At 32.1% G+C, this 22,466-nt stretch carries 20 protein-coding genes; 13 read left to right on the forward strand and 7 right to left on the reverse strand.

Annotated features, from left to right (window positions below):
* Positions 1-44 precede the first annotated feature (44 nt).
* Together BXU01_RS10625 and BXU01_RS10630 are read right to left on the reverse strand one after the other, a co-directional pair.
* Positions 45-452 carry a DUF2141 domain-containing protein gene (locus BXU01_RS10625; RefSeq protein ID WP_083693186.1) on the reverse strand — a complete coding sequence of 136 codons (408 nt, stop codon included), beginning with the start codon at positions 450-452 and terminating at the stop codon, positions 45-47.
* A gap of 286 nt (positions 453-738) precedes the next feature.
* Complete coding sequence (locus tag BXU01_RS10630) at positions 739-2,898, reverse strand: TonB-dependent receptor (RefSeq protein ID WP_083693187.1); 2,160 nt, start codon at positions 2,896-2,898, stop codon at positions 739-741.
* 138 nt (positions 2,899-3,036) lie between these two features.
* Here BXU01_RS10630 and BXU01_RS10635 point away from each other — a divergent pair, with 138 nt between their 5' ends.
* The 10 genes from BXU01_RS10635 to BXU01_RS10685 all read left to right on the forward strand — a co-directional run bounded on the left by BXU01_RS10635 (position 3,037) and on the right by BXU01_RS10685 (position 10,177).
* Complete coding sequence (locus BXU01_RS10635) at positions 3,037-3,495, forward strand: DinB family protein (RefSeq protein WP_083693188.1); 459 nt, start codon at positions 3,037-3,039, stop codon at positions 3,493-3,495.
* A gap of 34 nt (positions 3,496-3,529) precedes the next feature.
* Entirely contained in the window at positions 3,530-4,003 is a 474-nt protein-coding gene (locus tag BXU01_RS10640; protein WP_083693189.1) for a hypothetical protein, read from the forward strand.
* 92 nt (positions 4,004-4,095) lie between these two features.
* Positions 4,096-4,671 (forward strand): sugar O-acetyltransferase, encoded by a 576-nt coding sequence (locus BXU01_RS10645; protein WP_083693190.1) that lies wholly within the window; start codon positions 4,096-4,098, stop codon positions 4,669-4,671.
* The gene (locus BXU01_RS10650; RefSeq protein WP_083693191.1) at positions 4,671-5,060 is read left to right on the forward strand and encodes a VOC family protein; all 390 of its coding nucleotides are present in this window, start codon (positions 4,671-4,673) and stop codon (positions 5,058-5,060) included. Before BXU01_RS10645 ends, BXU01_RS10650 begins: the two co-directional genes overlap by 1 nt.
* A 286-nt stretch (positions 5,061-5,346) precedes the next feature.
* Positions 5,347-6,627, forward strand: coding sequence for a chloride channel protein (locus BXU01_RS10660; RefSeq protein WP_083693193.1), 1,281 nt, complete (start codon positions 5,347-5,349; stop codon positions 6,625-6,627).
* Between the two features lie 61 nt (positions 6,628-6,688).
* Positions 6,689-7,288, forward strand: a complete 600-nt coding sequence (locus tag BXU01_RS10665; RefSeq protein ID WP_083693194.1) for an HPP family protein — start codon at positions 6,689-6,691, stop codon at positions 7,286-7,288.
* Between the two features lie 202 nt (positions 7,289-7,490).
* The gene (locus tag BXU01_RS10670) at positions 7,491-8,030 is read left to right on the forward strand and encodes a hypothetical protein (RefSeq protein WP_055095666.1); all 540 of its coding nucleotides are present in this window, start codon (positions 7,491-7,493) and stop codon (positions 8,028-8,030) included.
* A gap of 91 nt (positions 8,031-8,121) precedes the next feature.
* The gene (locus BXU01_RS10675; protein ID WP_083693195.1) at positions 8,122-8,481 is read left to right on the forward strand and encodes a four helix bundle protein; all 360 of its coding nucleotides are present in this window, start codon (positions 8,122-8,124) and stop codon (positions 8,479-8,481) included.
* A 155-nt stretch (positions 8,482-8,636) separates the two neighbouring features.
* The gene (locus tag BXU01_RS10680; RefSeq protein ID WP_055095663.1) at positions 8,637-9,695 is read left to right on the forward strand and encodes a nucleoid-associated protein; all 1,059 of its coding nucleotides are present in this window, start codon (positions 8,637-8,639) and stop codon (positions 9,693-9,695) included.
* Positions 9,696-9,940: 245 nt separating this feature from the next.
* Positions 9,941-10,177: a hypothetical protein gene (locus tag BXU01_RS10685; RefSeq protein ID WP_083693196.1), complete on the forward strand. Its 237-nt coding sequence runs from the start codon at positions 9,941-9,943 to the stop codon at positions 10,175-10,177.
* Positions 10,178-10,311: 134 nt separating this feature from the next.
* Here the strand turns inward: BXU01_RS10685 and BXU01_RS10690 are convergent, their stop codons facing one another.
* On the reverse strand, positions 10,312-10,893 hold the full coding sequence (locus tag BXU01_RS10690) for a TetR/AcrR family transcriptional regulator (RefSeq protein WP_083693197.1): 582 nt from the start codon (positions 10,891-10,893) through the stop codon (positions 10,312-10,314).
* Between the two features lie 72 nt (positions 10,894-10,965).
* The gene (locus tag BXU01_RS10695; RefSeq protein ID WP_083693198.1) at positions 10,966-11,718 is read right to left on the reverse strand and encodes an SDR family oxidoreductase; all 753 of its coding nucleotides are present in this window, start codon (positions 11,716-11,718) and stop codon (positions 10,966-10,968) included.
* A 227-nt stretch (positions 11,719-11,945) separates the two neighbouring features.
* Here BXU01_RS10695 and BXU01_RS10700 point away from each other — a divergent pair, with 227 nt between their 5' ends.
* Complete coding sequence (locus tag BXU01_RS10700) at positions 11,946-14,315, forward strand: GAF domain-containing protein (protein ID WP_083693199.1); 2,370 nt, start codon at positions 11,946-11,948, stop codon at positions 14,313-14,315.
* Between the two features lie 16 nt (positions 14,316-14,331).
* Here BXU01_RS10700 and BXU01_RS10705 read toward each other — a convergent pair whose 3' ends face one another.
* Positions 14,332-15,510 (reverse strand): Pycsar system effector family protein, encoded by a 1,179-nt coding sequence (locus BXU01_RS10705; protein ID WP_083693200.1) that lies wholly within the window; start codon positions 15,508-15,510, stop codon positions 14,332-14,334.
* Between the two features lie 26 nt (positions 15,511-15,536).
* Here BXU01_RS10705 and BXU01_RS10710 point away from each other — a divergent pair, with 26 nt between their 5' ends.
* Positions 15,537-19,271 carry a metallophosphoesterase gene (locus tag BXU01_RS10710; RefSeq protein WP_083693201.1) on the forward strand — a complete coding sequence of 1,245 codons (3,735 nt, stop codon included), beginning with the start codon at positions 15,537-15,539 and terminating at the stop codon, positions 19,269-19,271.
* Between the two features lie 184 nt (positions 19,272-19,455).
* Here the strand turns inward: BXU01_RS10710 and BXU01_RS10715 are convergent, their stop codons facing one another.
* Both BXU01_RS10715 and BXU01_RS10720 read right to left on the reverse strand, forming a co-directional pair.
* Positions 19,456-20,319: an SdiA-regulated domain-containing protein gene (locus BXU01_RS10715; RefSeq protein ID WP_083693202.1), complete on the reverse strand. Its 864-nt coding sequence runs from the start codon at positions 20,317-20,319 to the stop codon at positions 19,456-19,458.
* An 87-nt stretch (positions 20,320-20,406) separates the two neighbouring features.
* The gene (locus BXU01_RS10720; protein ID WP_083693203.1) at positions 20,407-21,459 is read right to left on the reverse strand and encodes a hypothetical protein; all 1,053 of its coding nucleotides are present in this window, start codon (positions 21,457-21,459) and stop codon (positions 20,407-20,409) included.
* Positions 21,460-21,554: 95 nt separating this feature from the next.
* On the opposite strand from BXU01_RS10720, the gene BXU01_RS10725 reads away from it, so the two are divergent.
* The gene (locus BXU01_RS10725) at positions 21,555-22,466 is read left to right on the forward strand and encodes an ABC transporter ATP-binding protein (RefSeq protein WP_083693204.1); all 912 of its coding nucleotides are present in this window, start codon (positions 21,555-21,557) and stop codon (positions 22,464-22,466) included.

The raw sequence follows: 22,466 nt of genomic DNA on the forward strand, positions 1-22,466 counted from the left end.
AAATAATTAAAATGGTTGTTTTTAAGTTGTTTTTGTTCGTTATTTTATAATGTAATTTCAATTTTTGAATCTTTCGAAATGTCAAATTTAGCGTCTTTATATGCCGGCGGCCCCATAAATCCTTTTGCATTATTTGAAGCGGCATAATCTTCAGAAGGAATTCCCATCATATTTTTATCGAGTTTTCCGTTATTGTTTTCATCGTGATACGTTGAAATTGCATATTCTCCAGCCGGAAGATTGTCGAATGTTACCACTGCTTTGTTGTTTTTAATTTCAGATCCAAGACTTTTGTAAGTCGATTTAAGAAATGTACCGTCTGAGTTATATAAACCCACTTTAACAGTTCCTGCATTGTTTTTTAAACCAGAAACAGAAACGGTTAGTTTTACATTTTGAGCAGATATCAGACTGCAGATAAATAATGTGATTATTGTAATAATTTTGGTCATGGTTTCTTTTTTTGATAGTGTTAATATTTGTTTCAAGTTTAAAGTTTCAAGTTTTTTGATTGATGAAATGAAACTCTGTTTATTAATTTATACTTCAAAAGTATGTTGGTTTTTACTGTTTTAAAATTAAATCATACTGAGTTGTTGATTTTTGCTACTGAATTGTTTTTTTTTAAGGAACAAAGGTTCAGAGTGGCAAAGGTTCAAAGGTTTTCTTTTAAATTCTTTAAATCTCAATAAGTTAAAAACTTTGTACCTCTGAACCTTTGCCACTTTGTCCCTCCTTTTATAAATTTTTCAATTGATTCTCATTCTTGTTATCGCTGATTGTCCAGAAGAAACCTATGAAAAAGAATCTGTCTGCGTTTGGTACAACTGCTTGTCTCTGATACACTCCGTTTGGATCCGGTAATTTTGCGTAATCGTAACCAAAAACATTTTGAGTTCCTAATACATTCGAAACCGAGAAATACAGGATTTTTTGTGTAGTTAGTAAATATGCCCAGTTAAAACTCAAACTATTGTATGATTTAGTTTTTCCGTTCATGAACTGTGTTTGGTTTGGATCATTGTATGGTCTGCCTGAACTATAACTGTTGGTGAAACCTATTTGCGATTTCCAATCGGTAATAAAATATTTGGTAACAATTGATAAAGTATGATTGGCTACGAAACTTGGAGTTGCCATGTTTGGAAAATTCTTGTATTGTCTTTCAGAATCAATGTAAGAATACGATATCCAATATTCCAGGTTTTTATATAAGTTGCTGTCTCTCCAGAACAAATCCAATCCTTTTGCATACCCGGAACCGTTATTATTAAAAACAGAATTATACTGAATATCTCTGGTATCGTATTGAACTAAATTGCTGTAATCTTTATAATAAGCTTCTGCCCTAAAAGTCTGACCTGGTTTGGTAAACTGATAATTCAGGATATAATGTTTTGCCTTTTCACTTTCGAACTGATGATATTTAGAATATTTGATATAATCAACCACGGGAGTTTGAGAAAAATTTCCGTAAGCAAAAGAAAACTGACTGCTTTTAGATACCTTATAAGCAATTGAAGCTCTTGGTGCAATATTAGTTTCGTCGAGCAAATTATTATTCGAAAGTCTAAATCCTACTTTTGCAGCCAGTTTTTTAGAGAATAAAATATCTCCTTCTGTATAAAAAGCGGCAATATTTGAATCGTAACCGTTTGCTGTTTTTATAGAAACATTATCATTAAAATTTTCATTGTATTTGGTAATAAAATAGTCCGCTCCAAAAGACAATTTAAAATAGTTAGAAATGTTTTTTCTCAATTTCAATTTTAACTGTGCTGCATTTTCATTGCTATCAACATCATTGATATCATATTTGACTTTGTTATTGCTGTAACCGTAGCTAATTCCAGAGGTAAGCTGCCATCCTGTTCCAAAATCTCCTTTATAGGAAGCATTTAAATAAAAATTATTATTGTTTAAATCTGTTCTGATTGGATTGGTAAAATTTACATTTTTCTGATTCAAATCGAATTTTTCAGCATCAAAAGCAGCATAGAATTTAAAAATCCCTCTTTCAAAATGATATCTGTAAACTGCTTCTCCGCCCAAAGACTGATACGGATTATTCCAGTCTACATTTTGAGGAATTGCAGCCTGATAAGGCGCAAGATTAATATAATTGGTATTAATACTAAACGAACTTTTTTTCCATTTTTGCGTATTTCCAATTCCTAAACCCACAGTCATTAAAGCAATATCGGTTTTATTCTGATCTGGCTCATCTTGTGTGTTCAACAATAAAACACTTGATAAAGCCTCTCCATATTCAGCTGAATAACCACCGGTAGAAAAAGCGATTCCGCTAAACAAAAAAGGCGAAAATCTGCTTCTGGTTGGTAAATTATTAGTTGTTGCACCATATGGCTGTGCTACACGAAGCCCGTCTACAAAGGTTTGCGTTTCGCTGGCTTCACCTCCACGAACAAATAAACGCCCATCTTCACCAACAGTTTGTGTTCCCGGTAAAGTTTGCAAAGCCGCAATTATATTTCCGGCAGAACCTGCTGTTGTAACAATATCTAAAGGTTTTAAAACAGAAACCCTTGCTTTGTCTCCGGATTCTAAAGTTCCGGCGGTAATTACAACTGCATCAAGCGCATTTACATTTTCTCGAAGCTTTACGGTTTGATCCTTGAAATTTGTAACATCAATTTCTTTTTTGAAAGTTTCATAAAGTAAAAAACTAACCACTAAAGTCTGATTTCCTGTCGAGGTGGTTTCAAAAGAAAAATCTCCTGTTTCAGAACTTGTTGCACCATCATAAGTTCCGTCTATATAAATATTTGCACCCGGAACCGGTTTGCCTTTTTGATCTACTACTTTACCAGAAATAGTATTCTGAGCATAAATGAAAGAAGCAAGTAATAATAAAATTAAAGTAAAATTGGTTTTCATATCATTGGTTTTGATGAGGCAAATATATTTTAACAGTTTTAGTTAAAAAATATTAAATAACCCAATTGTAGAATTTCAGGGATGAGTTGTAAAATACTTATTTGTATCTTAGCTTTTAAGTTTTAAAAACGAACTATTATGTCAGAAAGTAAAAGAGTTTCGAATTTATATCAATCCATTTATAATGGAAATCCCTGGCTGGAGGTCACTTTGGCACATACTTTAGAAAATGTAACTGCTGAGCAGGCTTACAGAAAAATAAATCCAAAATTAAATACGATTTGGGAAATCGTAAACCATCTTATCCAATGGAGAAGAAACATTTTGAGGCGTGTTCAGGGAGAAACAGTTATCACTCCTGATCATAATTATTTTGTACCTATTCTGGATTCATCTGAGGCAGCCTGGGAACAGTCGTTACAAAGTCTTGGAAAATCACAAGAATTATGGGATGCCTTTTTTGAAGATTTTGATGATAGCGATTTCGAAAAAATATACCCTCATAATAATCATACTTATTATGAGCATATACACGGAATTATCCAGCATGATGTTTATCATTTAGGACAAATTGTTATTTTGAAAAAATTACTTTAATAAAGTCTTGAAAGGTCAAATAAAAAACATTTAAATGAGTAATGATCAATTAGACTATCGATTGCTGAAGATTAAGAATGGAAAACCATTTTTTGCTATAATAAATCTTGAAATTAGTCTAAATGACAATCAAAATGAGATTATAGAAGAATATATCGGTCGAGGTTGGATAAGAATAGGCGATATTGAAAGTGTTCCAACAAAAGATATAAAAAACACAGTAGATTATGATGACTGGAGGAAAGCAGTAATAAAGGGAATAGAATTTGTTTTTTCTAAAACTACCCAAAAATGGACTGTGAAAGTAAAAAAAGTCGAGGGCAGAATTGCTACAGACACTAATCCGACTATTATTGGTTATGCTACAATTTTAGCTTTTTGTAAACAAACTAATTTACAACTAGACTTTGATTTGAATAACCAAATTGAAGATTTTGCGTTTAAAAGTTGGGAAAATGATAATTATAAAAAAATTCCAAACTTTATAAATTTAAAATATGAGATCTAAAATCCTTTTGTTGTTCTGAATCAACATTAGCTTTATAATCTTGAACTTCTAGGAAGCATAAAAGCTTACCGAAAAAGATATAATATTATTTTATGAATACTGAAAAAGAAAAAATGATTTCTGGAGAATATTACCTTGCAGGTGATCCTGTTTTAGTAAAAGAACGTCGAAAAGCAAAAAACTTATTGCATCGTTTAAATGTAATCGAATATCGTTTAACAAAAAAAGCGAAAGAAATTTTAGCCGAGTTAATCCCCAATACTGGAAAGAGTTTCTATATCGAACCTCCTTTTCATTGTGATTATGGTTACAATATTTTTTGTGGGGACAACGTTTATTTTAATGTCAATTGTGTTGTGTTAGATTGTGCTCCTGTAAATATTGGATCGAATGTTTTTTTCGCTCCCAATGTTCAAATTTACACTGCAACTCATCCACTTGACGCCGAATTAAGAAAAACAATGGAAAATGCTTTGCCAGTTTCTATTGGTGACGATTGCTGGATTGGCGGAAATTCTGTTATTTGTCCGGGTGTTACTATCGGTAAAGGATGTGTTATTGGCGCAGGGTCTGTTGTAACAAAAGACATTCCGGACAATTCATTAGCTGTTGGAAATCCGGCAAAAGTAATTCGAAAATTAAATCAGGAACCAGAAACAAACATCTAATGCTTACCTTAAATAAAGTTCATCATATTGCCATTTTATGCTCTGATTATCAAAAATCCAAAACTTTTTATACTGAAATTTTAGGATTAACAATTATTAGAGAAATTTACCGTGAAGAACGTCAATCCTATAAACTCGATTTAGCGTTGAATGGCTCTTATGTTGTCGAACTGTTTTCTTTTCCAAATCCACCACAACGTCCTTCAAGACCTGAAGCTGTTGGTTTGCGGCATTTGGCTTTTGAAGTAATTAACCTGGAAGAAACAATCGCTTTTTTAAATACTAAAAACATCGAATCAGAACCTATCAGAATTGATGAGATAACCGACAAGCGATTTACTTTTATCGCTGATCCTGATTTTTTGCCTATTGAGTTTTATGAAAGATAAGTTTAAAATAATCTCGCAAAGGCGCGAAGGCGCAAAGTTTTTAAGTTTTTAAGTTTTCTTCGCAACTCTGCGACTTTGCGAGAGTTATCTACCAATTTTTACTTATCAGTTGATTAAAAAAACTTAGAGTCTTTGTGCCTTTGTCGCCAATCACGTAACTGAAAGAATTTTCCGTAATTAGTAACTTTAACACAATATACTGAGTGTTTTTCATTAAAAAACGAATATGATTCTTTAATTTTGTGAAATCGCAAATATAATCCTGCGGTCTACAAATCAACATCTGATGAACAAAACGGCGAAAATCAAAAAAAATCATCAATTCATTGTCCTTCAAAAATTAATTATTGTTTCTGTTTTAATTGGCTTTCTTTCTGCCTTTTTAGGAATTTCACTAAAAAAAATAACGGAGTATTACGAAGAAATCTTCTTTCACGAAGTATCTGTAAATCCTATATTTTATGTCATCTTTCCAGCTTTCGGATTATCTGTAATTTATTTTCTAAGACAATATTTATTTAAGAAAAAAGAAAACAAAGGAATCAAAGAAGTTTTTGAAAGTACAAAGTCAACTTCAAAAAATTTGCCTTCATACAAAATTCCATCGCACTTTATAAACGGATTGCTAACGGTTGTTTTTGGAGGTTCAACCGGAATCGAAGTGTCGACTGTAGTTGCCACCGCTACAATTGGATCTGTTGCTCAACAAAAAGAAAATGTATTTCGTAAGTATAAAACAGAGCTTATTTGTGCCGGAGTTGCAGCCGGAGTTACGGCTTTATTCAGCAGTCCAATTGCAGGAATTTTATTTGCACTCGAAGTTATCTCCAGAAAAGTGACCCGCGCTTTTATTATTTCAAACATAATTGCAGTTTCAGTCGCTTTTGGATTACTTACTATATTAAAGGAAGAACCTTTATTTGCTGTTTCGATTACAACCTGGCATTTAAAAGCTATTCCGTATTTTATTCTTTTAGGAATTTTAGCCGGATTAAATTCTGTTTATCTAACACGTTGTGTTTTATTCTTTAAATCTCAATTTGGTAAAATCGATACACATTATTATAAAATCTTAATAGGTTCAGTAGTTTTAAGTGTTTCATTATTTATTTTTCCTCAATTATATGGTGAAGGATATCATGCGATAAAAGGAATCTTCAGCAATACAGCCGAAATTCCGTTAACATTAACTTTAGCCTTTACTTTTGTTGGCGTTTTACTTCTTAAACCTATTGTAACTTCTATTACACTTGCTTCTGGCGGTGACGGAGGAGTTTTTGCTCCAAGTCTTTTTATTGGTGCATTTTTAGGTTTATTACTGGCATCAGTTTTAAACACATTTTTTCAGGTTCATGTACTTCCGGTTAACTTTATGATTATTGGTATGGCAGCTGTTTTAAGCGCCAGTATTCACGCTCCATTTACCGCAATTTTCTTAGTTTGCGGACTAACAAATGACTATACTTTATTTTTACCGATTTTAGCAGTTTGTCTAATTTCAAAATATACAGCAAAAATGATTTACCCTTATACGGTATATAGTTATGCCCCAAGCCTGACTAAATAATTTTTTACCACGAATTCACGAATTCATGGCTCATAATACCACAAAAAAATATTAAGCATCTATGCCAACTCCAAAAATAAAAAGAGGGTATCGTAAAACACGTTATATACTTTACAAAGAAACTTTAATAGATTATAAAGAGCATTTCTGGTCATTTATAGGATCATTTGTTGGTATTGGAATTCTCTCTTATCTTGAATCTATCCGTTTTTCAGGCAGCGATATTGTTTTTCTAATTGGTTCTTTTGGAGCATCCAGCGTACTAGTTTACGGAATCATCCAAAGTCCATTCTCGCAACCCCGAAATTTAATTGGCGGTCATGTCATTTCAGCCGTTATTGGGGTTACAATAAATAAATTGGTTCCGGATATTATTTGGCTTTCCGCACCTTTGGCGGTTTCTCTTTCAATTATCTTTATGCAAATTACCAAAACGCTTCATCCTCCCGGAGGTGCAACTGCGCTTATTGCGGTTACAGGTTCTGCCCAGATAAAAGATTTAGGTTATATGTATGTACTTTCTCCGGTTTTAGACGGCGTACTTATTCTGTTTATAACAGCATTAATTTTCAATAATATGACTTCTACAAGAAGTTATCCAAGTCATAGTACTTATCATAAACATTATCACAAGATCAGGAAAAGATTGGTTGGGAGGTAATTTTGACTTGTCATTGCGAGGAACGAAACCAATCTCACTTGCTGAATCATTTTGTGTTTCTTTGTAGTGTGGTTGCTTCGTTCCTCGCAATGACAAACTAGCCGTCGATATCTCTTTTTAAAATCTTTTCAACAAAACGTAATTCACAATTCGTATTTCATTTTTTATATTTTACCTTTGACCTTTCAAAAAAACAAAGATTATGGTTTATAAATTTAGAGTAATTCTAGACGCCGAAGAAGATATTTTTAGAGACATTGCAATTCTTGAAGATGATACTCTTGAGGATTTACACAATGCGATCTTCAACGCTTTTGGTTTTGACGGAATGGAAGTAGCTTCGTTTTATACCTGCGATGAAACTTGGAATCAGGAAGATGAAATTGCTCTTTTTGATACTGGCGATGTTCCCGGAGAGCAAAAAACCATGAGTGACTATCAATTATCTGATATCTTAGATAAGGATAATACCAAAATTATCTATGTATATGATTTTATTAATATGTGGACTTTCTTAGTTGAATTAGCCGCTATTGAAGATCAAATTGCAGGAGTTCCTTATCCGGAAACTTTATTCTCTCACGGAGAAATGCCAGATGAAGCTACAGAAAAAAGTTTTGAAGCAGATATGCACGACGATATCTACGGAGAATTTGAAGATGACCTTGACGAAGACGATCTGGATATGTTCGAAGGCGATGACAGCTTTGAAGATTTTGGATTTGAGGAAAATTGGAACTAACGTTAGTTGCTAAGATTCTGAGATACTAAGATTCTAAGTTTTTTTATTTGAGAGATTTTTCTTGTTTTTAAGAATAATTTAAAAATAAAAAATGAGTCATTTTAAAAAAATCTTAGTTTGGCAGAAGTCAATTTCCTTAGTTACTAAAATTTACAAAGCAACAAGAACGTTTCCAAAAGAAGAAATGTTTGGATTAACTTCTCAAATACGCCGAAGTTCAGTTTCTATTCCGAGCAATATTGCCGAAGGATCAGGCAGAGAAAGTACTAAAGATTTTTTGCGATTTTTATATATTTCTATGGGTTCTATATTTGAAATGCAGACTCAGCTTGAAATTGCTAAAAATATTATTTATATAAAAGAAGAAGAATTTAACAATTTATACGAGGATAGTCGAGAGATCGAAAGAATGTTAGCGTCGTTAATTAGAAAATTAAAAGACACTATTTAAAAACTTAGAATCTTAGAGACTTAGTATCTCAGTAACTCAAAATATGAGGAAAGTCGAGAAGTAGAGAGAATGTTGGTTTCCTTATATTAAGAAATTAAAAGATAGAAACTAAAAACTCAGAATCTTAGCAACTTAGAACCTCAGCACCTTTAAATATGATCAACTTATTCAACACCCACATCGAGACGCTTGCGATACACCGCGTAGGAAACAAAAGCAGAAACGAAGCGATTTTTTTATCGGAACAGCCTTTTAACTTAAATGATGAAATTGTGCCTTTGATAAAAGAGTACTTTTTTAAGCCTTTTAGAGAGAAAGAAGAAAACTATTATCAGTTTGCGCACGAAGTCGATTTGGATTACAACGACATGTTTAAATATGCAACGGAGATTTTTGATAATCCGAATAACCTGCAGGAGATTTCTAAAAGAATCACCACGCATTTATTTGAACAATCAAATCATCCGCACATTAAAAACGGAGAAGTTTACGTAACGTATTTAACAAATCTAAGTATTGACAATAATGTTGTAGATGCTATCGGAATTTTTAAAAGTGAGTTACAAGCCGACTTTTTACAATTCGAAGAAAAAAACAGTAACCTGGAGATGATCTTGCAACAAGGAATTAACCTGAGCAAACTAGATAAAGGCTGTTTGATTTTTAATTACAAAAAAGAAGAAGGATACAAAATTCTAACCGTTGATAGTAACCGTTATGACGCACGTTACTGGTTAGAGCACTTTTTATCTGTTGATGCTTTTGAAGATGAAAACTTCATCACAAAAAAATACTTGAAATTCTGTCAGAACTTCGCAAAAGACGTTGTTTTACCTGCAGAAGACAAAAAAGAAGAAGTAATGTTTATGAACAGATCTGTGAATTATTTCGCTAAAAATGATCAGTTTGAAGAGCAAAACTTCCTGAATGAAGTATTAGACAATCCTGACTTGATTCCTGAATTCAAAAACTATAAAGTTGATAAAGGAGAAAAATACAGCATCGAAGATGTAACCTCGTTCCCTATTGCCAACGCAGCAGTTTCTGACGCCAGAAAATCGATTAAAAACGTTATTAATCTGGATACTCATATTCAGATCAAAATGGATTTCATCAATCCTGAAAGCGCTGAGAAATTTGTTGAAAAAGGCTGGGATGAAGAAAAACAAATGTATTACTACTTAGTTTATTTCAATAAAGAAGAAAAAAGCTAGTAGTTGTTCATTTTCTATTACTTACTTAAAACAAAAAACGGCAATTACTGGTGTAATTGCCGTTTTTTTATTGACTTATATCTATGTTTAATAAAACATATTAAATTTTGTAATCATAAAACCCCATTTAAGAGCATTTAAAAAAAGAAAAACGGATTAAAAAATTCAGTAGATTTGATTCTTAAGTTAAGCACAATTCTAAACTTTAGATTTTAAAGATCAATATTTAACAAACACAAAAGATAATGGCAGCACTACAAAATACAGAATCTACATTAGAAAAACGCGCTTTTGAGTGTGCCAAAACATTACTCCAAAAATATCCGAATTCACCTGATCTCAAACTTGAAGAAAATTCAAATTTAGAGGATTCTTATACTATCCTGATTACTCTTTTATATACCGAAGAGTTGCAGGCTGAAGAGCAATTAGCAATTGTAACTATTATAGATGAAATGAAACTACTGGAAGGAAACAGGTAAGTATTCTCTATTTTCTATTTTCCATTCTCTATTCTCTATTCTCTATTCTCTATTCTCTATTCTCTATTAAAAACAAAAAACGTTAATTACAATCGTAACTAACGTTTTTTGTTTTAACAGTTTCTCCTAAATCATTACAAAATAGAAAACATTGCTTTTATGATATCATCGTAAACTTGTTTGTCTCTTTCGCCTGTTCGGGCCAAAACCCTGATTCCGGAATAGGTATTAAAAATGGATCGGGCTAAAACTCTTGCAGTATTTGCTTTTGAAATATGTCCTGAATCCTGACCTTTTTGTACGGCTTTTGTAAAAACATCTTCCATAATCTGGCTGTTATTTTTTACAATTTTAGCAATTTCTTCGTCATGCATTGCTAATTCTACAGACGAATTTACCATAAAACAGCCCTTTGTAATCCGGTCTTCTAAACTTTCGACAACAGCTTGTTTAAAAATCTCTTTTAAGGTCTCCTTAATATTTTCCGACTTATCCAGCAGATCAACGATTTGGTTTTGAGCATTTTTTTGATAACGCTGCAAAGATTGTGCAAATAGCTTTTGCTTGTCTCCAAAAGTATCATACAAACTGGAACGACTTAATCCTAAATGTGTTACCAAATCCTGAGCCGATGTTCCGTTATATCCTTTGTGCCAAAAAATTTCAATCGCTTTATCTAAAGCCTGATCTTCATTAAATTCTTTTGTTCTAGCCATGACTTTAAAATTAAATTATTATTACAAAGGTATAAAAAACGGAACAATCGTTCCTGAATTTGTGTAAAAAAATTATACTACTGCATTTACAGTAAGACCACCATCTACAACAATTTCGGTTCCTGTTATAAATGAAGCATCATCTGAAGCCAGGAAACTAACTGTTTTAGCAATTTCTGAAGCTTGTCCGAAACGTTTCAATAAAATTTTCTCTCCTAAAATTGCTCCAAAACCTTCAACTTCTTCTTTTTCTAAACCTAATTTTCCGTATAGAGGAGTTTCTACAGGACCAGGAGAAACAGCATTTACCCTAATTTTTCTAGGTGCTAATTCTGTTGCAAAAACACGATTTAAAGATAAAACAGCTGCTTTACTTGCGGCATAAACACTAGAATTTGGCATTCCGACATGAGCATTTATAGACGTATTAAAAATAATAGAACCACCATCATTCAGGATTGGCAATACTTTTTGAACTGTAAAATAAACTCCTTTTACATTTACATTCATAATGTTGTCATAATGTTCTTCTGAAGCTGAATCTACAGGAGCAAAAGATGCAGTTCCTGCATTTAAAAATAGAATATCTACTTTACCAAATTGAGCTTTTACTTGTTCTACCAAACTATCAATAGATTTTAGATCTGATTGATCAGCTACGATTCCAGTAACATTTAATTCTTTTTCGGCTTGAGCCAAAGCTTCCTTGTTTCTTCCTGTTACAATTACTTTTGCACCTTTTGCTGCTAAATCTGCAGCAGCTGCATACCCAATTCCGCTATTTCCACCAGTTACTACAGCTACTTTGTTTTCTAAATTTTTCATTTTTATTGTTTTTAAATTATTGATTATTTCATTATTATGGTACAAAGATATAATAACGGAACGATCGTTCCGTTATTATTAACGTTAATATTTCGTTAAAATAAAAATTAAGTTTAAAAACACTGATTTTCAGTGGGTAAAATCTATTAAACTATAAATGAAAGAAATAATAAAATGACGAACATTCTTAATATTTGCTTAATTTTGTATCCTAAAATAAAAATAAGATGGATATTCAAATGTTCAACGAAAGCCCCTTTAAAACCATAATTTCATTTCATAAACTAATTGAGTCTTTTGAAGAAATTGCTTTATCAGATGTGGATTATCGTTCGAACTATGCTAAAGCTATTTTAAAAGAGATAGAACCTATTCCTGAATTTAGAACAGGCATTGAGGATTTTTCTCTTATTAAAAACAATGAAGCCTTAATCAAAAATTTACTGGCTGACTTATTCCCTACTGCTTTAAGTCAAAACGAAATAAAAGCAGTTACAATCCCATTTCAAAATATATCATTTAATTATACAGACCGTTTCAGGAAAATTTTACGTAATGCCGGTGATGAGTTTTATATGGAAATTCGTGATTTTGATGATCATCAGTTCTACGTTAATAACTGTTGCCTTATTTTAGGTGTATACTACAAACAACGAATAGATTTTAATAAACCTTTTTTCTACGATATTCCGGATGAAGAGGGAGTTGAAAAACATTATCGCATTTTGTACAATGCAGATTTTATGGAAATAATTCCAACTGAAAACTCCATTCACCTTACTCAGGATGATATCGATTTATTACTAGATAATTATAATGATATTGAGCTTTGGAAATCGAAATTCCCTAAAGGAAGCTGGATTTTAAAAGGATTTGGAATTGTTTCTTTATTTGATGCAACGACAGAAAGTGCTATTTCAAATTTAAAAAGTAATTTGCTTAAACCAGATGCAAAAACGGTTGCAACTGACGAAATAGTGACGAATATCTTTAAATCGATATTTAAAATCCCGGATTTAAAAGTTGGTTTTATTATTTACAACCCTGAAGAAGAGAAGTTTATCAGGCCGGTTAAATTTGACAATCAGCTGCAGAGTTTCTTGCTTTCAAAAGAACAGGAAGTAGATTGTAAAAATGCTTTTTTTGGATGTTCTTTCGAAAATCTTTTAGATAACAAAGAGCCTTTTGTGATTTCTAATGTAAAAAAATTCATCGAAGAGTCTTCTAACAAAAGACTTGGTGAACATTTATTAAAACAAGGTATTCAGAGTTGCGTTTTTGCGCCTGTTATAAAAGATGGCCATTTATTGGGCGTTGTCGAATTGGTTTCTGCAAACGCAAGAGATTTAAATAGTGTCAATGCTACAAAACTGGAACTGGTTCTGCCCTACTTAACAGATACGATCGATCGTTATAATACGGATATGCAACACCAGATTGAAGCTATTATACAACGTGAATACACTACGATTCATCCTAGTGTTTACTGGAAATTCAAGAAAGAATCACAAAATTATTTTCAAAACATAAACCATACAAAAGATTATATTTTTAAGGAAATTGTTTTTAAGAATGTATATCCTTTATATGGGCAAATTGACATTAAAGGTTCATCTGAGCACAGAAATGAAACGGTAAAAATAGATTTGAAAAATCAGCTTACGGCGATATTGAGAATTTTTGAATCTCAGGCTCCTAATACAAATCTTGTTCTCCTGGAGCAACGCAAATTTGAATTGGAATCGTTTCGTGAAGAATTAGATTCACCATTAAAAGCAGATACTGAGCAACATATCCAACGTTATATTGAAGAAGAAATTCATCCGCTTTTAAAAAACACAAAAGAAACGGAAAAGAGTCAAAAACTAGAACGTTTGTATTTTGAAAGCCTGGATGAAAAAACCGGATTATTTTATCAGGAAAGAAAGAAATTTGATAACGCAATGTCTATTATCAATAAAAGGTTGGCAACCGTTTTAGATAAAAAACAAATCGAGGCGCAACAAATTTATCCACATTATTATGAGCGTTTTAAAACAGATGGTGTCGAGCATAATTTATATATTGGAGCATCAATTGCCCCAACCAGACCATTTGATATTATGTATTTGCACAATTTACGTTTGTGGCAATTGCAAACATTGTGCGAAATGGAATTAGAACACAATCAGCTTAAAGCTTCATTGCCTTATGAACTTGACGTAACTTCGTTGATCCTGGTATTTAGTTCTGCACTTTCTATTCGTTTTAGAATGGATGAAAAACGCTTTGATGTTGACGGAACTTATAATGCAAGATATGAAGTTGTAAAAAAACGTATCGACAAATCGAATATCAAAGGCACAAAAGACAGAATCACAGAGAAAGAAAAAATTACTATTGTATATTCTCAAAACAGTGAAGAAGCTGAGTACCTGAAATATATCAAGTATTTACAGCACAAGAAAATCCTTGAACCATCAATTGAACAATTTGAGGTTGAAGATCTTCAAGGTGTTTCAGGTTTAAGGGCGATTCGCGTAAAAGTGATCAATAACAATAACAATCCGGTGACTCAAAAAATCACTTATCAGGATTTATTAGATGAGCTCAACTAATTGTTGAGCTTTTTTCTTAAATCGATTTAAAAGCTATTATAAAAGATACTACTGTAACAATAAGACCCACCATAAAAAAGTTATACGCTATTCGCAGTAAATTATATTTGCGCTGTAGAACGAGTCCCAGATAATATAAATCCTTAATCATATTAGAATACAAATAATCCCGGTCTTTCATCATTTCATTCATTGCCCAATCATATTCTTCTAAAGGCATTTTGTAGAAGTTCCCAAAAAACAATAAGTTAATTTTTTTATTTTCGATATCTTCTCTTGTAAAAACACCCGATGTAACTTTTGGGCGTGTAGAAAGTATTGCAAAGATTATGGTAATTACACTTGACATTAACATTATAAAAGTGGGAATTACCAAATGCGCATTTTTAGGACTGTCTAATTTTGGTATAATCGATGAAAGTGCTATAGAAATAATAATGGCATTTACAGATAATAAAATATTGGCTTTACTATCAGCAATTCCGCTTAAACGTGTATGATTTCCTAAAGTAACGCGAAACAAAGTATCAACACCACGATCCGGTTTTTCGACTTTATCTTTCTTTTTAATTTCCTCTTCCATTTTATCTGCTTCTTTCTTTTTTTGCTTTGCAATTTTTTTCTGAACCAAAAGCAGGTTTTTCTCTTTTAGAGGTTGCCATTTTTTAAGTGCATAATCCGTATAAAAGCGATGTTTATTCATTAAGAAATTCAAATTCTCTTTTGCCCATTCAGCATTAGAAAAATCCAGATTCCAGGTATTTTTTAGTTCAATACGCAATAACTCGCAAGTGGTTTCATATTCTGTTCCAACAAGATGTGCGAAATCTGCATCTTTAATTATTTTTTCTAAATGTGTTTTCGGAATGTATTCTTTTACGGTCGCCAAAATCAAACTTGAAACCGTTGCAATAAATTTATCAGATTGTCCTTTATCTTTCAAAAAAGCTGTAGCAATTTTCACACTTTCCTGTTCGTGATTTTCGTAACCATCTATATAACCTGTGTCATGAAACCAAGCGGCAACTAAAAGCATTTCTTTTTCATCACTATTCACATCTTCCTTTTTGCATAGCTCTTTTACAGCATTTACCACTGTGAAAGTATGGTTAAAATTATGATAAGAATATAAATTAGAAAGTTTATCTTTGAGTAAATTACTGACGAAATCTTCGGATTGTTCTATTAGATTCATGGAGATTTTTTTTATACTACTAAATTATGAAATTGTTTTTGGATAATCATTTTATTACTAAAATTAAAAACCGGTCTTTAGCAATAATTATGCTGGTACTGGTTTATTCCTGTGCCACACATAAAGCGCAATACGGAAAAGATGTTAGTGCTAACGAAACGGAAAACGCAACAGATACTATAAAAATTGCACATACAATTTATTTAGTTGGAGATGCCGGAAATGCAGATGAAGAACAAGCACAGCAAACGCTTGAACTACTGCATCAAAAATTGAAAAAATCGAATAAAAAAGCCACTTTGCTTTTTTTAGGAGATAATATCTATCCAAAAGGTTTTCCCAGTGATGATAATGCTGCAGAGAAAGCTTTAGCCGAAACAAAACTTACCAATCAATTACAGCTTACTAAAGGTTTTAAAGGAAAAACAATTGTTATTCCCGGTAATCATGATTGGTATAACGGTATAAAAGGTTTAGAGCGTCAGGCAGATTTTGTAACTAAATATCTGAATGATAAAAAAGCCTTTTTACCAAGAAAAAGCTGTGCTATCGAAGATGTAAAAATTGATAGTACTGCAACCTTAATTACTATTGACAGCGAATGGTTTCTGGAAGATTGGGACAATCATCCTACAATAAACGACAATTGCGACATAAAAACCAGAGAAGATTTTTTTGACGAACTTGAGAATCTTTTAAATAAAAATCAGGAAAAAACAGTTGTCATTGCTATTCATCATCCTTTGATGAGCAACGGAACACACGGCGGACAATTTTCGTTAGAGAAACAATTATTTCCGTTAGAGCAAAAAATACCGCTGCCAATAATTGGTTCTTTTATCAATTTACTTCGAAAAACATCTGGTGTTAGTCCGCAGGATATACAAAATAAGCAATACACGATTTATGCCAAGCGAATTAAAACCCTTTTACAAAAACAAAAAAATGTAATAGTGGTTTCCGGACACGACCATAATTTGCAGTATGTAAATAAAGAAAACATCAAACAAATTATTAGTGGTGCAGGATCAAAATCTGAAGCTGCAAGAGCAATAAACCCAACTGAATTCTCCTATGGCGGAAATGGATATGCAACCCTGACTTTATTTAAAAGCGGTGATGCAAAAGTTTCTTTCTTTGGAAATGAAAACAACAAAGAAAAACTTCTTTTTGAGCACGAAATCATAAAAGCTAAAGAAATTAACTGGGCTGCGACTGTAGAAAATAAATTTCCTGCAACGGTTACAACATCCATTTATTCTACAAAAATGACAGATAAGAGTTTGTTTCATAAATTTTTATTTGGCCAACATTACAGAAAGTATTACAGCTTACCTATAAATGCAAAAACAGCAACTTTAGATACTTTAATGGGCGGTTTAAAACCTATTCGTGAAGGCGGAGGCCACCAATCTGTATCGTTAAGGGTTTCTGATCCTAAAGGCAGAGAATATGTAATGCGTGCCCTGAAAAAAAGTGCGACTGTCTTTTTACAATCTGTAGCTTTTAAAGATCAATATGTTGTGAATGATTTTGAAGACACATATGCTGAGAACTTTTTATTTGATTTCTACACCACTTCTCATCCTTATACTCCATTTGCAGTTGGGAGCATGGCAGACAAAATTGGTTTGGCACATACCAATCCTATCTTATATTATATACCAAAACAAAATGGTTTAAAAGAGTTTAATTCAAATTTTGGAGATCAACTCTACATGGTTGAAGAAAGACCTGCGGACAATCATCTTGATGGTAAAAATTTTGGAAATCCAACTGATATTATTAGTACTGAGGATATGATGAAAAATCTTCATAAGGATGAAAAATACAGCGTTGACGAAAAAGAATATATAAAAGCACGTTTATTTGATATGCTTATTGGTGATTGGGACAGGCATAGCGATCAGTGGCGTTGGGCAGAACATAAAAAAGATGGTAAAGTTACTTACATCCCAATTCCTCGTGACCGCGATCAGGCTTTTGTGAAATATGACGGGACTTTACTTTCTATTTTAATGAATATTCCGGCATTGCGACATATGCGAACTTTCAAAAATAAGATCGACAATGTAAAATGGCTTAACAGAGAACCTTACCCAATGGATTTGGCATTTTTAAGAACAACTGATGAAAAAGACTGGCTGGCTCAGGCAAAATATATTCAGGAAAATTTAACTGACAACGATATTGATAATGCTTTCAAAATCTTACCCAAAGAAGTACAAGATGCAACTATTGAAGATATTAAGCATAAATTAAAAAACAGAAAAAAAGATCTTCAAAAATATGCTTCAGAATATTTTGATATCTTAAGCCATACGGTAATGATTGCCGGAACAGATAAAAAAGACAAATTCATTATCAACCACAATGCTAAAAAAAGCATCGAAATTCAGGTTTTAAGAGTTAAAAAAGAAGGTGATGAATTAGTTTATACCAAAACTGTAACAGATGCTAAAACTAAAAATCTTTGGATCTATGGTTTAGATGATAATGATATTTTTGAGGTAACTGGTGATCATAAATCGAAAATAAAAATTCGTTTGATTGGCGGTCAGAACAATGATACCTACAATATCCAAAACGGAAAAAGAGTTATTGTTTATGATTTCAAATCAAAAGAAAACACATATAATCTGGATTCAAAAACTCAAACACAATTAACAGATGATTATGATGTTAATTTATACAACTACGAAAGACCTAAATACAATGTTGTTTCAGGGCTTCCAAACATTGGTTTTAATCCCGATGATGGTGTAAAAGTGGGTATTAATTTAAATTATACTGTTAACAATTTCAAACAGAATCCATACACACAAAGACACGTTTTAAATGCGTTTTATTATTTTGCGACCGGTGGTTTAGAATTTAATTATGTTGCACATTTTCCCGGGTTGTTAGGAAAATGGGTTATTGATGTTGAATCGCAATATACAACACCAAATTTTGCGGTCAATTATTTTGGATATGGAAATGAAACCCCAAACAATACTGAAGAATTTGGAATGGATTACAACAGGGTTCGTATTCAAAAATTTAATCTTTCAGGAGCTATTAGACATGTTGGCAGATACGGCAGTGAGTTTAGTATTCAGCCGATGTTGCAGCAAATGAGAGTCGAAGAAACTGAAAACAGATTTATTGATACACCAAATATTATAAATCCAGATGTTTTTAGCAGTCAGGTTTATGGCGGGGCAAAAATTAAATACCTTTTTAAAAATGCTGATTTTGCTGCAAAACCAACTTTAGGAGTGGCTTTTATGGTTTCAGCAACATGGCTTTCTAATCTAAATGATACGAAACAAAATTTCCCTGCTATTGAAAGTCTTTTAGGATTTACTCATAAAATTGATCACAACGGAAAATTGGTTTTAGCTACACTTTTAAAAGGAAAAGCAATACTAAATAACAATTATGAATTTTATCAGGGAGCTACTTTAGGTGGAGATACGGATTTGAGAGGATACCGAAATGAACGATTTTTAGGAAACTCCTATTTCTCTCAAAGTACAGATTTAAGATTAAGCATTGGTAAAATACGAAAAACAATTGCTCCTCTAACATACGGAATCCTGGGTGGTTTTGATTATGGAAGGATTTGGCTTGACGGAGAAAATTCACGAAAATGGCACCAGGATTACGGTGGCGGACTTTGGCTGAATGCAATCAATGTTTTGACAGCGAGAATCTCTTATTTTAAATCTCCCGATGAAGAAGGAAGAGTTATTTTTGGAGCGGCATATAGCTTCTAGTAAGACACTAAGGTTCTGAGTTGCTAAGAGGCTAAGATTTTTTAGCTTTGAGTAAAAAAAACAGCCACGAATTCACGAATTTTCATTACAAATAATTCGTGAATTCGTGGCTGACTTTTTTCTTAGCATCTGGTAAACTTTAACCTCTTAGCAACTCAGAAACTTAGCAACTTAGCTTAGACACTTAGCGGCTTAAAGCAAATTCATAAACATTCCCTCCTACTTTATTTGTTTTTTCATCAGCAATTAATAATGTATTATTGTCTTTGAAAACTACAGCTTCTTTTTGTGAAAAGTGATTTAGTTTTATTTCGGTTTGAGATCCTTTATGAAATAGATCTCCTTTGAAATCTTTAAACAAAACAATTTTGTCATGACTTAACAAAACTACTTTTTTGCCGTCTGGACTAATTGTGGCACTCGTTAGAACACAATGATTGTAATTGTTACAGGTTTTAAATTCACCTATTTTAGTTGCTTTTTGAGTTCCCGGAGCATTTAAGATTTTATAGATAAAAGCTGTCCCGTCGAAGTTTTTACTTCGGTTTTTTGTAAAAAGATAAAAATAATTTCCGTGTTCAAAAAAACCTTCAACATCATAAAATAATTCTTTTTTCTTTGGTGGAAATTCAGTTTGTTCCGGATACGAAAATGAAATTTTATATTCGGCTACAGCCGAATCTTTATTTAATTGGTTTTTATTTACTTTATAGATACACAAATTTTTACGTTCGTTATCATTATTTCCAAAATCGCCAATGTAGATATTACCATTTTTATCTTTTGTAATATCTTCCCAATCTACATTCGTAGCATTTGTAATTGCAATTGTTTTATTAATTTTTCCTTTTGAATTTATGGCGTAGATTTCATTTTTATTTCCACTGTCTTCTAATGTGTAAATTAAATTTGATTCTGGAAAATAGGTAATTCCCGAAACCTCTTTTAATTTTTTAGGAAGTGAATACAATGTCTTTAAATCACTATCTGATTGTTGTTGACAAGCCAGTAAAACAATGGAAACTCCAAGTAAAAAAAACTTTTTCATATTATATTTTTAATTTAATTAGCCACAGATTAAGTAATTATAGAAATAAGAGAACTCTTAATCTGTGCAATCTAAGGCATAAAAAACCTAGATTAAATTCGTGTTTTTAAAATTACGTGTGATAAATTCAAATGCTGCAAACATGATATGTCCCATTGATCTGGCATTTTTAAATTTCATATCATTTGTATAACGATACAATTCCATTTTTAATTGATTCAGATGTTCTTCTGTCGAAATCGTATCGTGACACATTATATTCAGTAGTTTTTTAATTCTATTTTCAGCAGAATGAATACGTTTGGCCAGGATTGCCCTTTCTTCATCTTTATACTGTATTATAGATCTGTCTTCTAGTTTTTCTTTGATCAATTGAATCATTGGATAATTTTCTTTGAAAAACTGCGGACGATAGACTTTAAAATTCCCTTCGTAACACTGCTGGTCAAAATCTATCGGACGAATTTTATACACTACCTGATCAAAATCGTGAATAGGGACTATTACATAATTATACGCCCGCATATCGCCTAAAAGCCTGATCATACATCGCTCATTAAACTTTACAAATTCTTTTGCAATCTGTGATTTTTCCATTTCTGTACAACTATCCAATAAAGTGTCCATAAAAACATCACCCGGAATACCTATAATATGTTCTTCGATCAAAGTATCCTTATATACCAGAAAGTTAATTTTATCCGGTGAGAGGATATCTTCTAATTCCAGTCCGTAAATTCTGGAGGCATCTGCTTTTTTTATATAAAAATGAACATAATTATCATTGAGAATATTTCGGACTTTTATTCGGAAAGGTTTTGAGTTTCCAAAAGTGCAATAGTCGATTGCATCAATGTTTAAAAACTGAATAATCTCGTTGTTTCCATCAGAATGTAAAAGCGAATAAATTTTTTTCAGGTTTAAGTCAATTTCATTTCTTTCAAATTCATTATAATAAACCCGAATCCATAAAGTATCTGTTTCATTTTTATCATATACATTTACAGATCCTGAAAATCGCAACAAATCATCATAGAACACAGACACTTTCGAAATACGTTCGTATCGTTCTAAATAATTTAAAAGAGATTGCGTTAAAGGATAAGATGGCTTTTTTAAAACCATTAAAGGTTCGTTCATTTTGAATATCTTTATTACAAATTTACATTAAATAAAATTTAGCGTAACAATATACAAGTTGAATCGTCATACTTAAAACTAAAACCGAAATAAATTTGGAAACCATACTTACCATTGAAAATCTGCATAAAAGATACGGGCGAATCCAGGCCTTAAAAAATGTTTCTTTTGAAATACAAAAAGGCCGCGTTTATGGCATTTTAGGTCCTAACGGAAGCGGAAAATCAACCACTCTGGGAATTGTCCTGAATGTTGTAAACCGCACATCAGGAAATTACAGCTGGTTTGGAGGAAAGATTCAGACTCACGAAGCTTTAAAAAAAGTAGGCGCTATTATAGAACGTCCTAATTTTTACCCGTATATGACTGCGGAAGAAAACTTGAAATTAGTTTGCAAAATAAAAAGTATCGATTATTCTAAAATCACCGAAAAATTAGATTTAGTAGGCTTAACCGAAAGAAAGGACAGTAAATTTAGTGCTTTTTCGTTGGGAATGAAACAACGTTTAGCGATTGCTTCGGCACTTTTAAACGATCCTGAAATTTTAATTCTAGATGAACCAACAAATGGTCTTGACCCACAAGGAATTCATCAGATTAGAGATATTATTAAAAAAATAGCATCACAGGGAACTACAATTTTACTTGCTTCTCACTTATTAGATGAAGTCGAAAAAGTATGTTCACATGTGATTGTTTTAAGAAAAGGCGAAATTCTATATTCAGGTTCTGTAGACGCAATGTCTGCAAATGAAGGCTTTTTTGAAGTTATGGCAGATGATACTGTTAAACTGAAAACCATTTTAGCAGAACATTCAGCAGTTGACAGAATTACGGAAGAAGAAGGAAAAATTTTGGTATACTTAAAGTCCGATATTTCAGCTTCAGATCTAAATCAGTTTTTATTTTCTAAAAACATTTCATTGAGTCATTTAGTGAAACGCAAAAACAGTTTAGAAGCTCAATTTTTAGAATTAACCAAAAACGCCACTACCAAAACCAACTAA

Origin of the sequence: [Flexibacter] sp. ATCC 35103 (genome assembly GCF_001975985.1) — a bacterium.
In the GTDB taxonomy this organism is placed as follows: domain Bacteria; phylum Bacteroidota; class Bacteroidia; order Flavobacteriales; family Flavobacteriaceae; genus Flavobacterium.

What these genes read in the sequence shown, in the direction of transcription:
- BXU01_RS10625 (WP_083693186.1), bottom strand. Translation starts at nt 452, where the DNA reads ATGACCAAAATTATTACAATAATCACATTATTTATCTGCAGTCTGATA.
- BXU01_RS10630 (WP_083693187.1), bottom strand. Translation starts at nt 2,898, where the DNA reads ATGAAAACCAATTTTACTTTAATTTTATTATTACTTGCTTCTTTCATT.
- BXU01_RS10635 (WP_083693188.1), top strand. Translation starts at nt 3,037, where the DNA reads ATGTCAGAAAGTAAAAGAGTTTCGAATTTATATCAATCCATTTATAAT.
- BXU01_RS10640 (WP_083693189.1), top strand. Translation starts at nt 3,530, where the DNA reads ATGAGTAATGATCAATTAGACTATCGATTGCTGAAGATTAAGAATGGA.
- BXU01_RS10645 (WP_083693190.1), top strand. Translation starts at nt 4,096, where the DNA reads ATGAATACTGAAAAAGAAAAAATGATTTCTGGAGAATATTACCTTGCA.
- BXU01_RS10650 (WP_083693191.1), top strand. Translation starts at nt 4,671, where the DNA reads ATGCTTACCTTAAATAAAGTTCATCATATTGCCATTTTATGCTCTGAT.
- BXU01_RS10660 (WP_083693193.1), top strand. Translation starts at nt 5,347, where the DNA reads ATGAACAAAACGGCGAAAATCAAAAAAAATCATCAATTCATTGTCCTT.
- BXU01_RS10665 (WP_083693194.1), top strand. Translation starts at nt 6,689, where the DNA reads ATGCCAACTCCAAAAATAAAAAGAGGGTATCGTAAAACACGTTATATA.
- BXU01_RS10670 (WP_055095666.1), top strand. Translation starts at nt 7,491, where the DNA reads ATGGTTTATAAATTTAGAGTAATTCTAGACGCCGAAGAAGATATTTTT.
- BXU01_RS10675 (WP_083693195.1), top strand. Translation starts at nt 8,122, where the DNA reads ATGAGTCATTTTAAAAAAATCTTAGTTTGGCAGAAGTCAATTTCCTTA.
- BXU01_RS10680 (WP_055095663.1), top strand. Translation starts at nt 8,637, where the DNA reads ATGATCAACTTATTCAACACCCACATCGAGACGCTTGCGATACACCGC.
- BXU01_RS10685 (WP_083693196.1), top strand. Translation starts at nt 9,941, where the DNA reads ATGGCAGCACTACAAAATACAGAATCTACATTAGAAAAACGCGCTTTT.
- BXU01_RS10690 (WP_083693197.1), bottom strand. Translation starts at nt 10,893, where the DNA reads ATGGCTAGAACAAAAGAATTTAATGAAGATCAGGCTTTAGATAAAGCG.
- BXU01_RS10695 (WP_083693198.1), bottom strand. Translation starts at nt 11,718, where the DNA reads ATGAAAAATTTAGAAAACAAAGTAGCTGTAGTAACTGGTGGAAATAGC.
- BXU01_RS10700 (WP_083693199.1), top strand. Translation starts at nt 11,946, where the DNA reads ATGGATATTCAAATGTTCAACGAAAGCCCCTTTAAAACCATAATTTCA.
- BXU01_RS10705 (WP_083693200.1), bottom strand. Translation starts at nt 15,510, where the DNA reads ATGAATCTAATAGAACAATCCGAAGATTTCGTCAGTAATTTACTCAAA.
- BXU01_RS10710 (WP_083693201.1), top strand. Translation starts at nt 15,537, where the DNA reads ATGAAATTGTTTTTGGATAATCATTTTATTACTAAAATTAAAAACCGG.
- BXU01_RS10715 (WP_083693202.1), bottom strand. Translation starts at nt 20,319, where the DNA reads ATGAAAAAGTTTTTTTTACTTGGAGTTTCCATTGTTTTACTGGCTTGT.
- BXU01_RS10720 (WP_083693203.1), bottom strand. Translation starts at nt 21,459, where the DNA reads ATGAACGAACCTTTAATGGTTTTAAAAAAGCCATCTTATCCTTTAACG.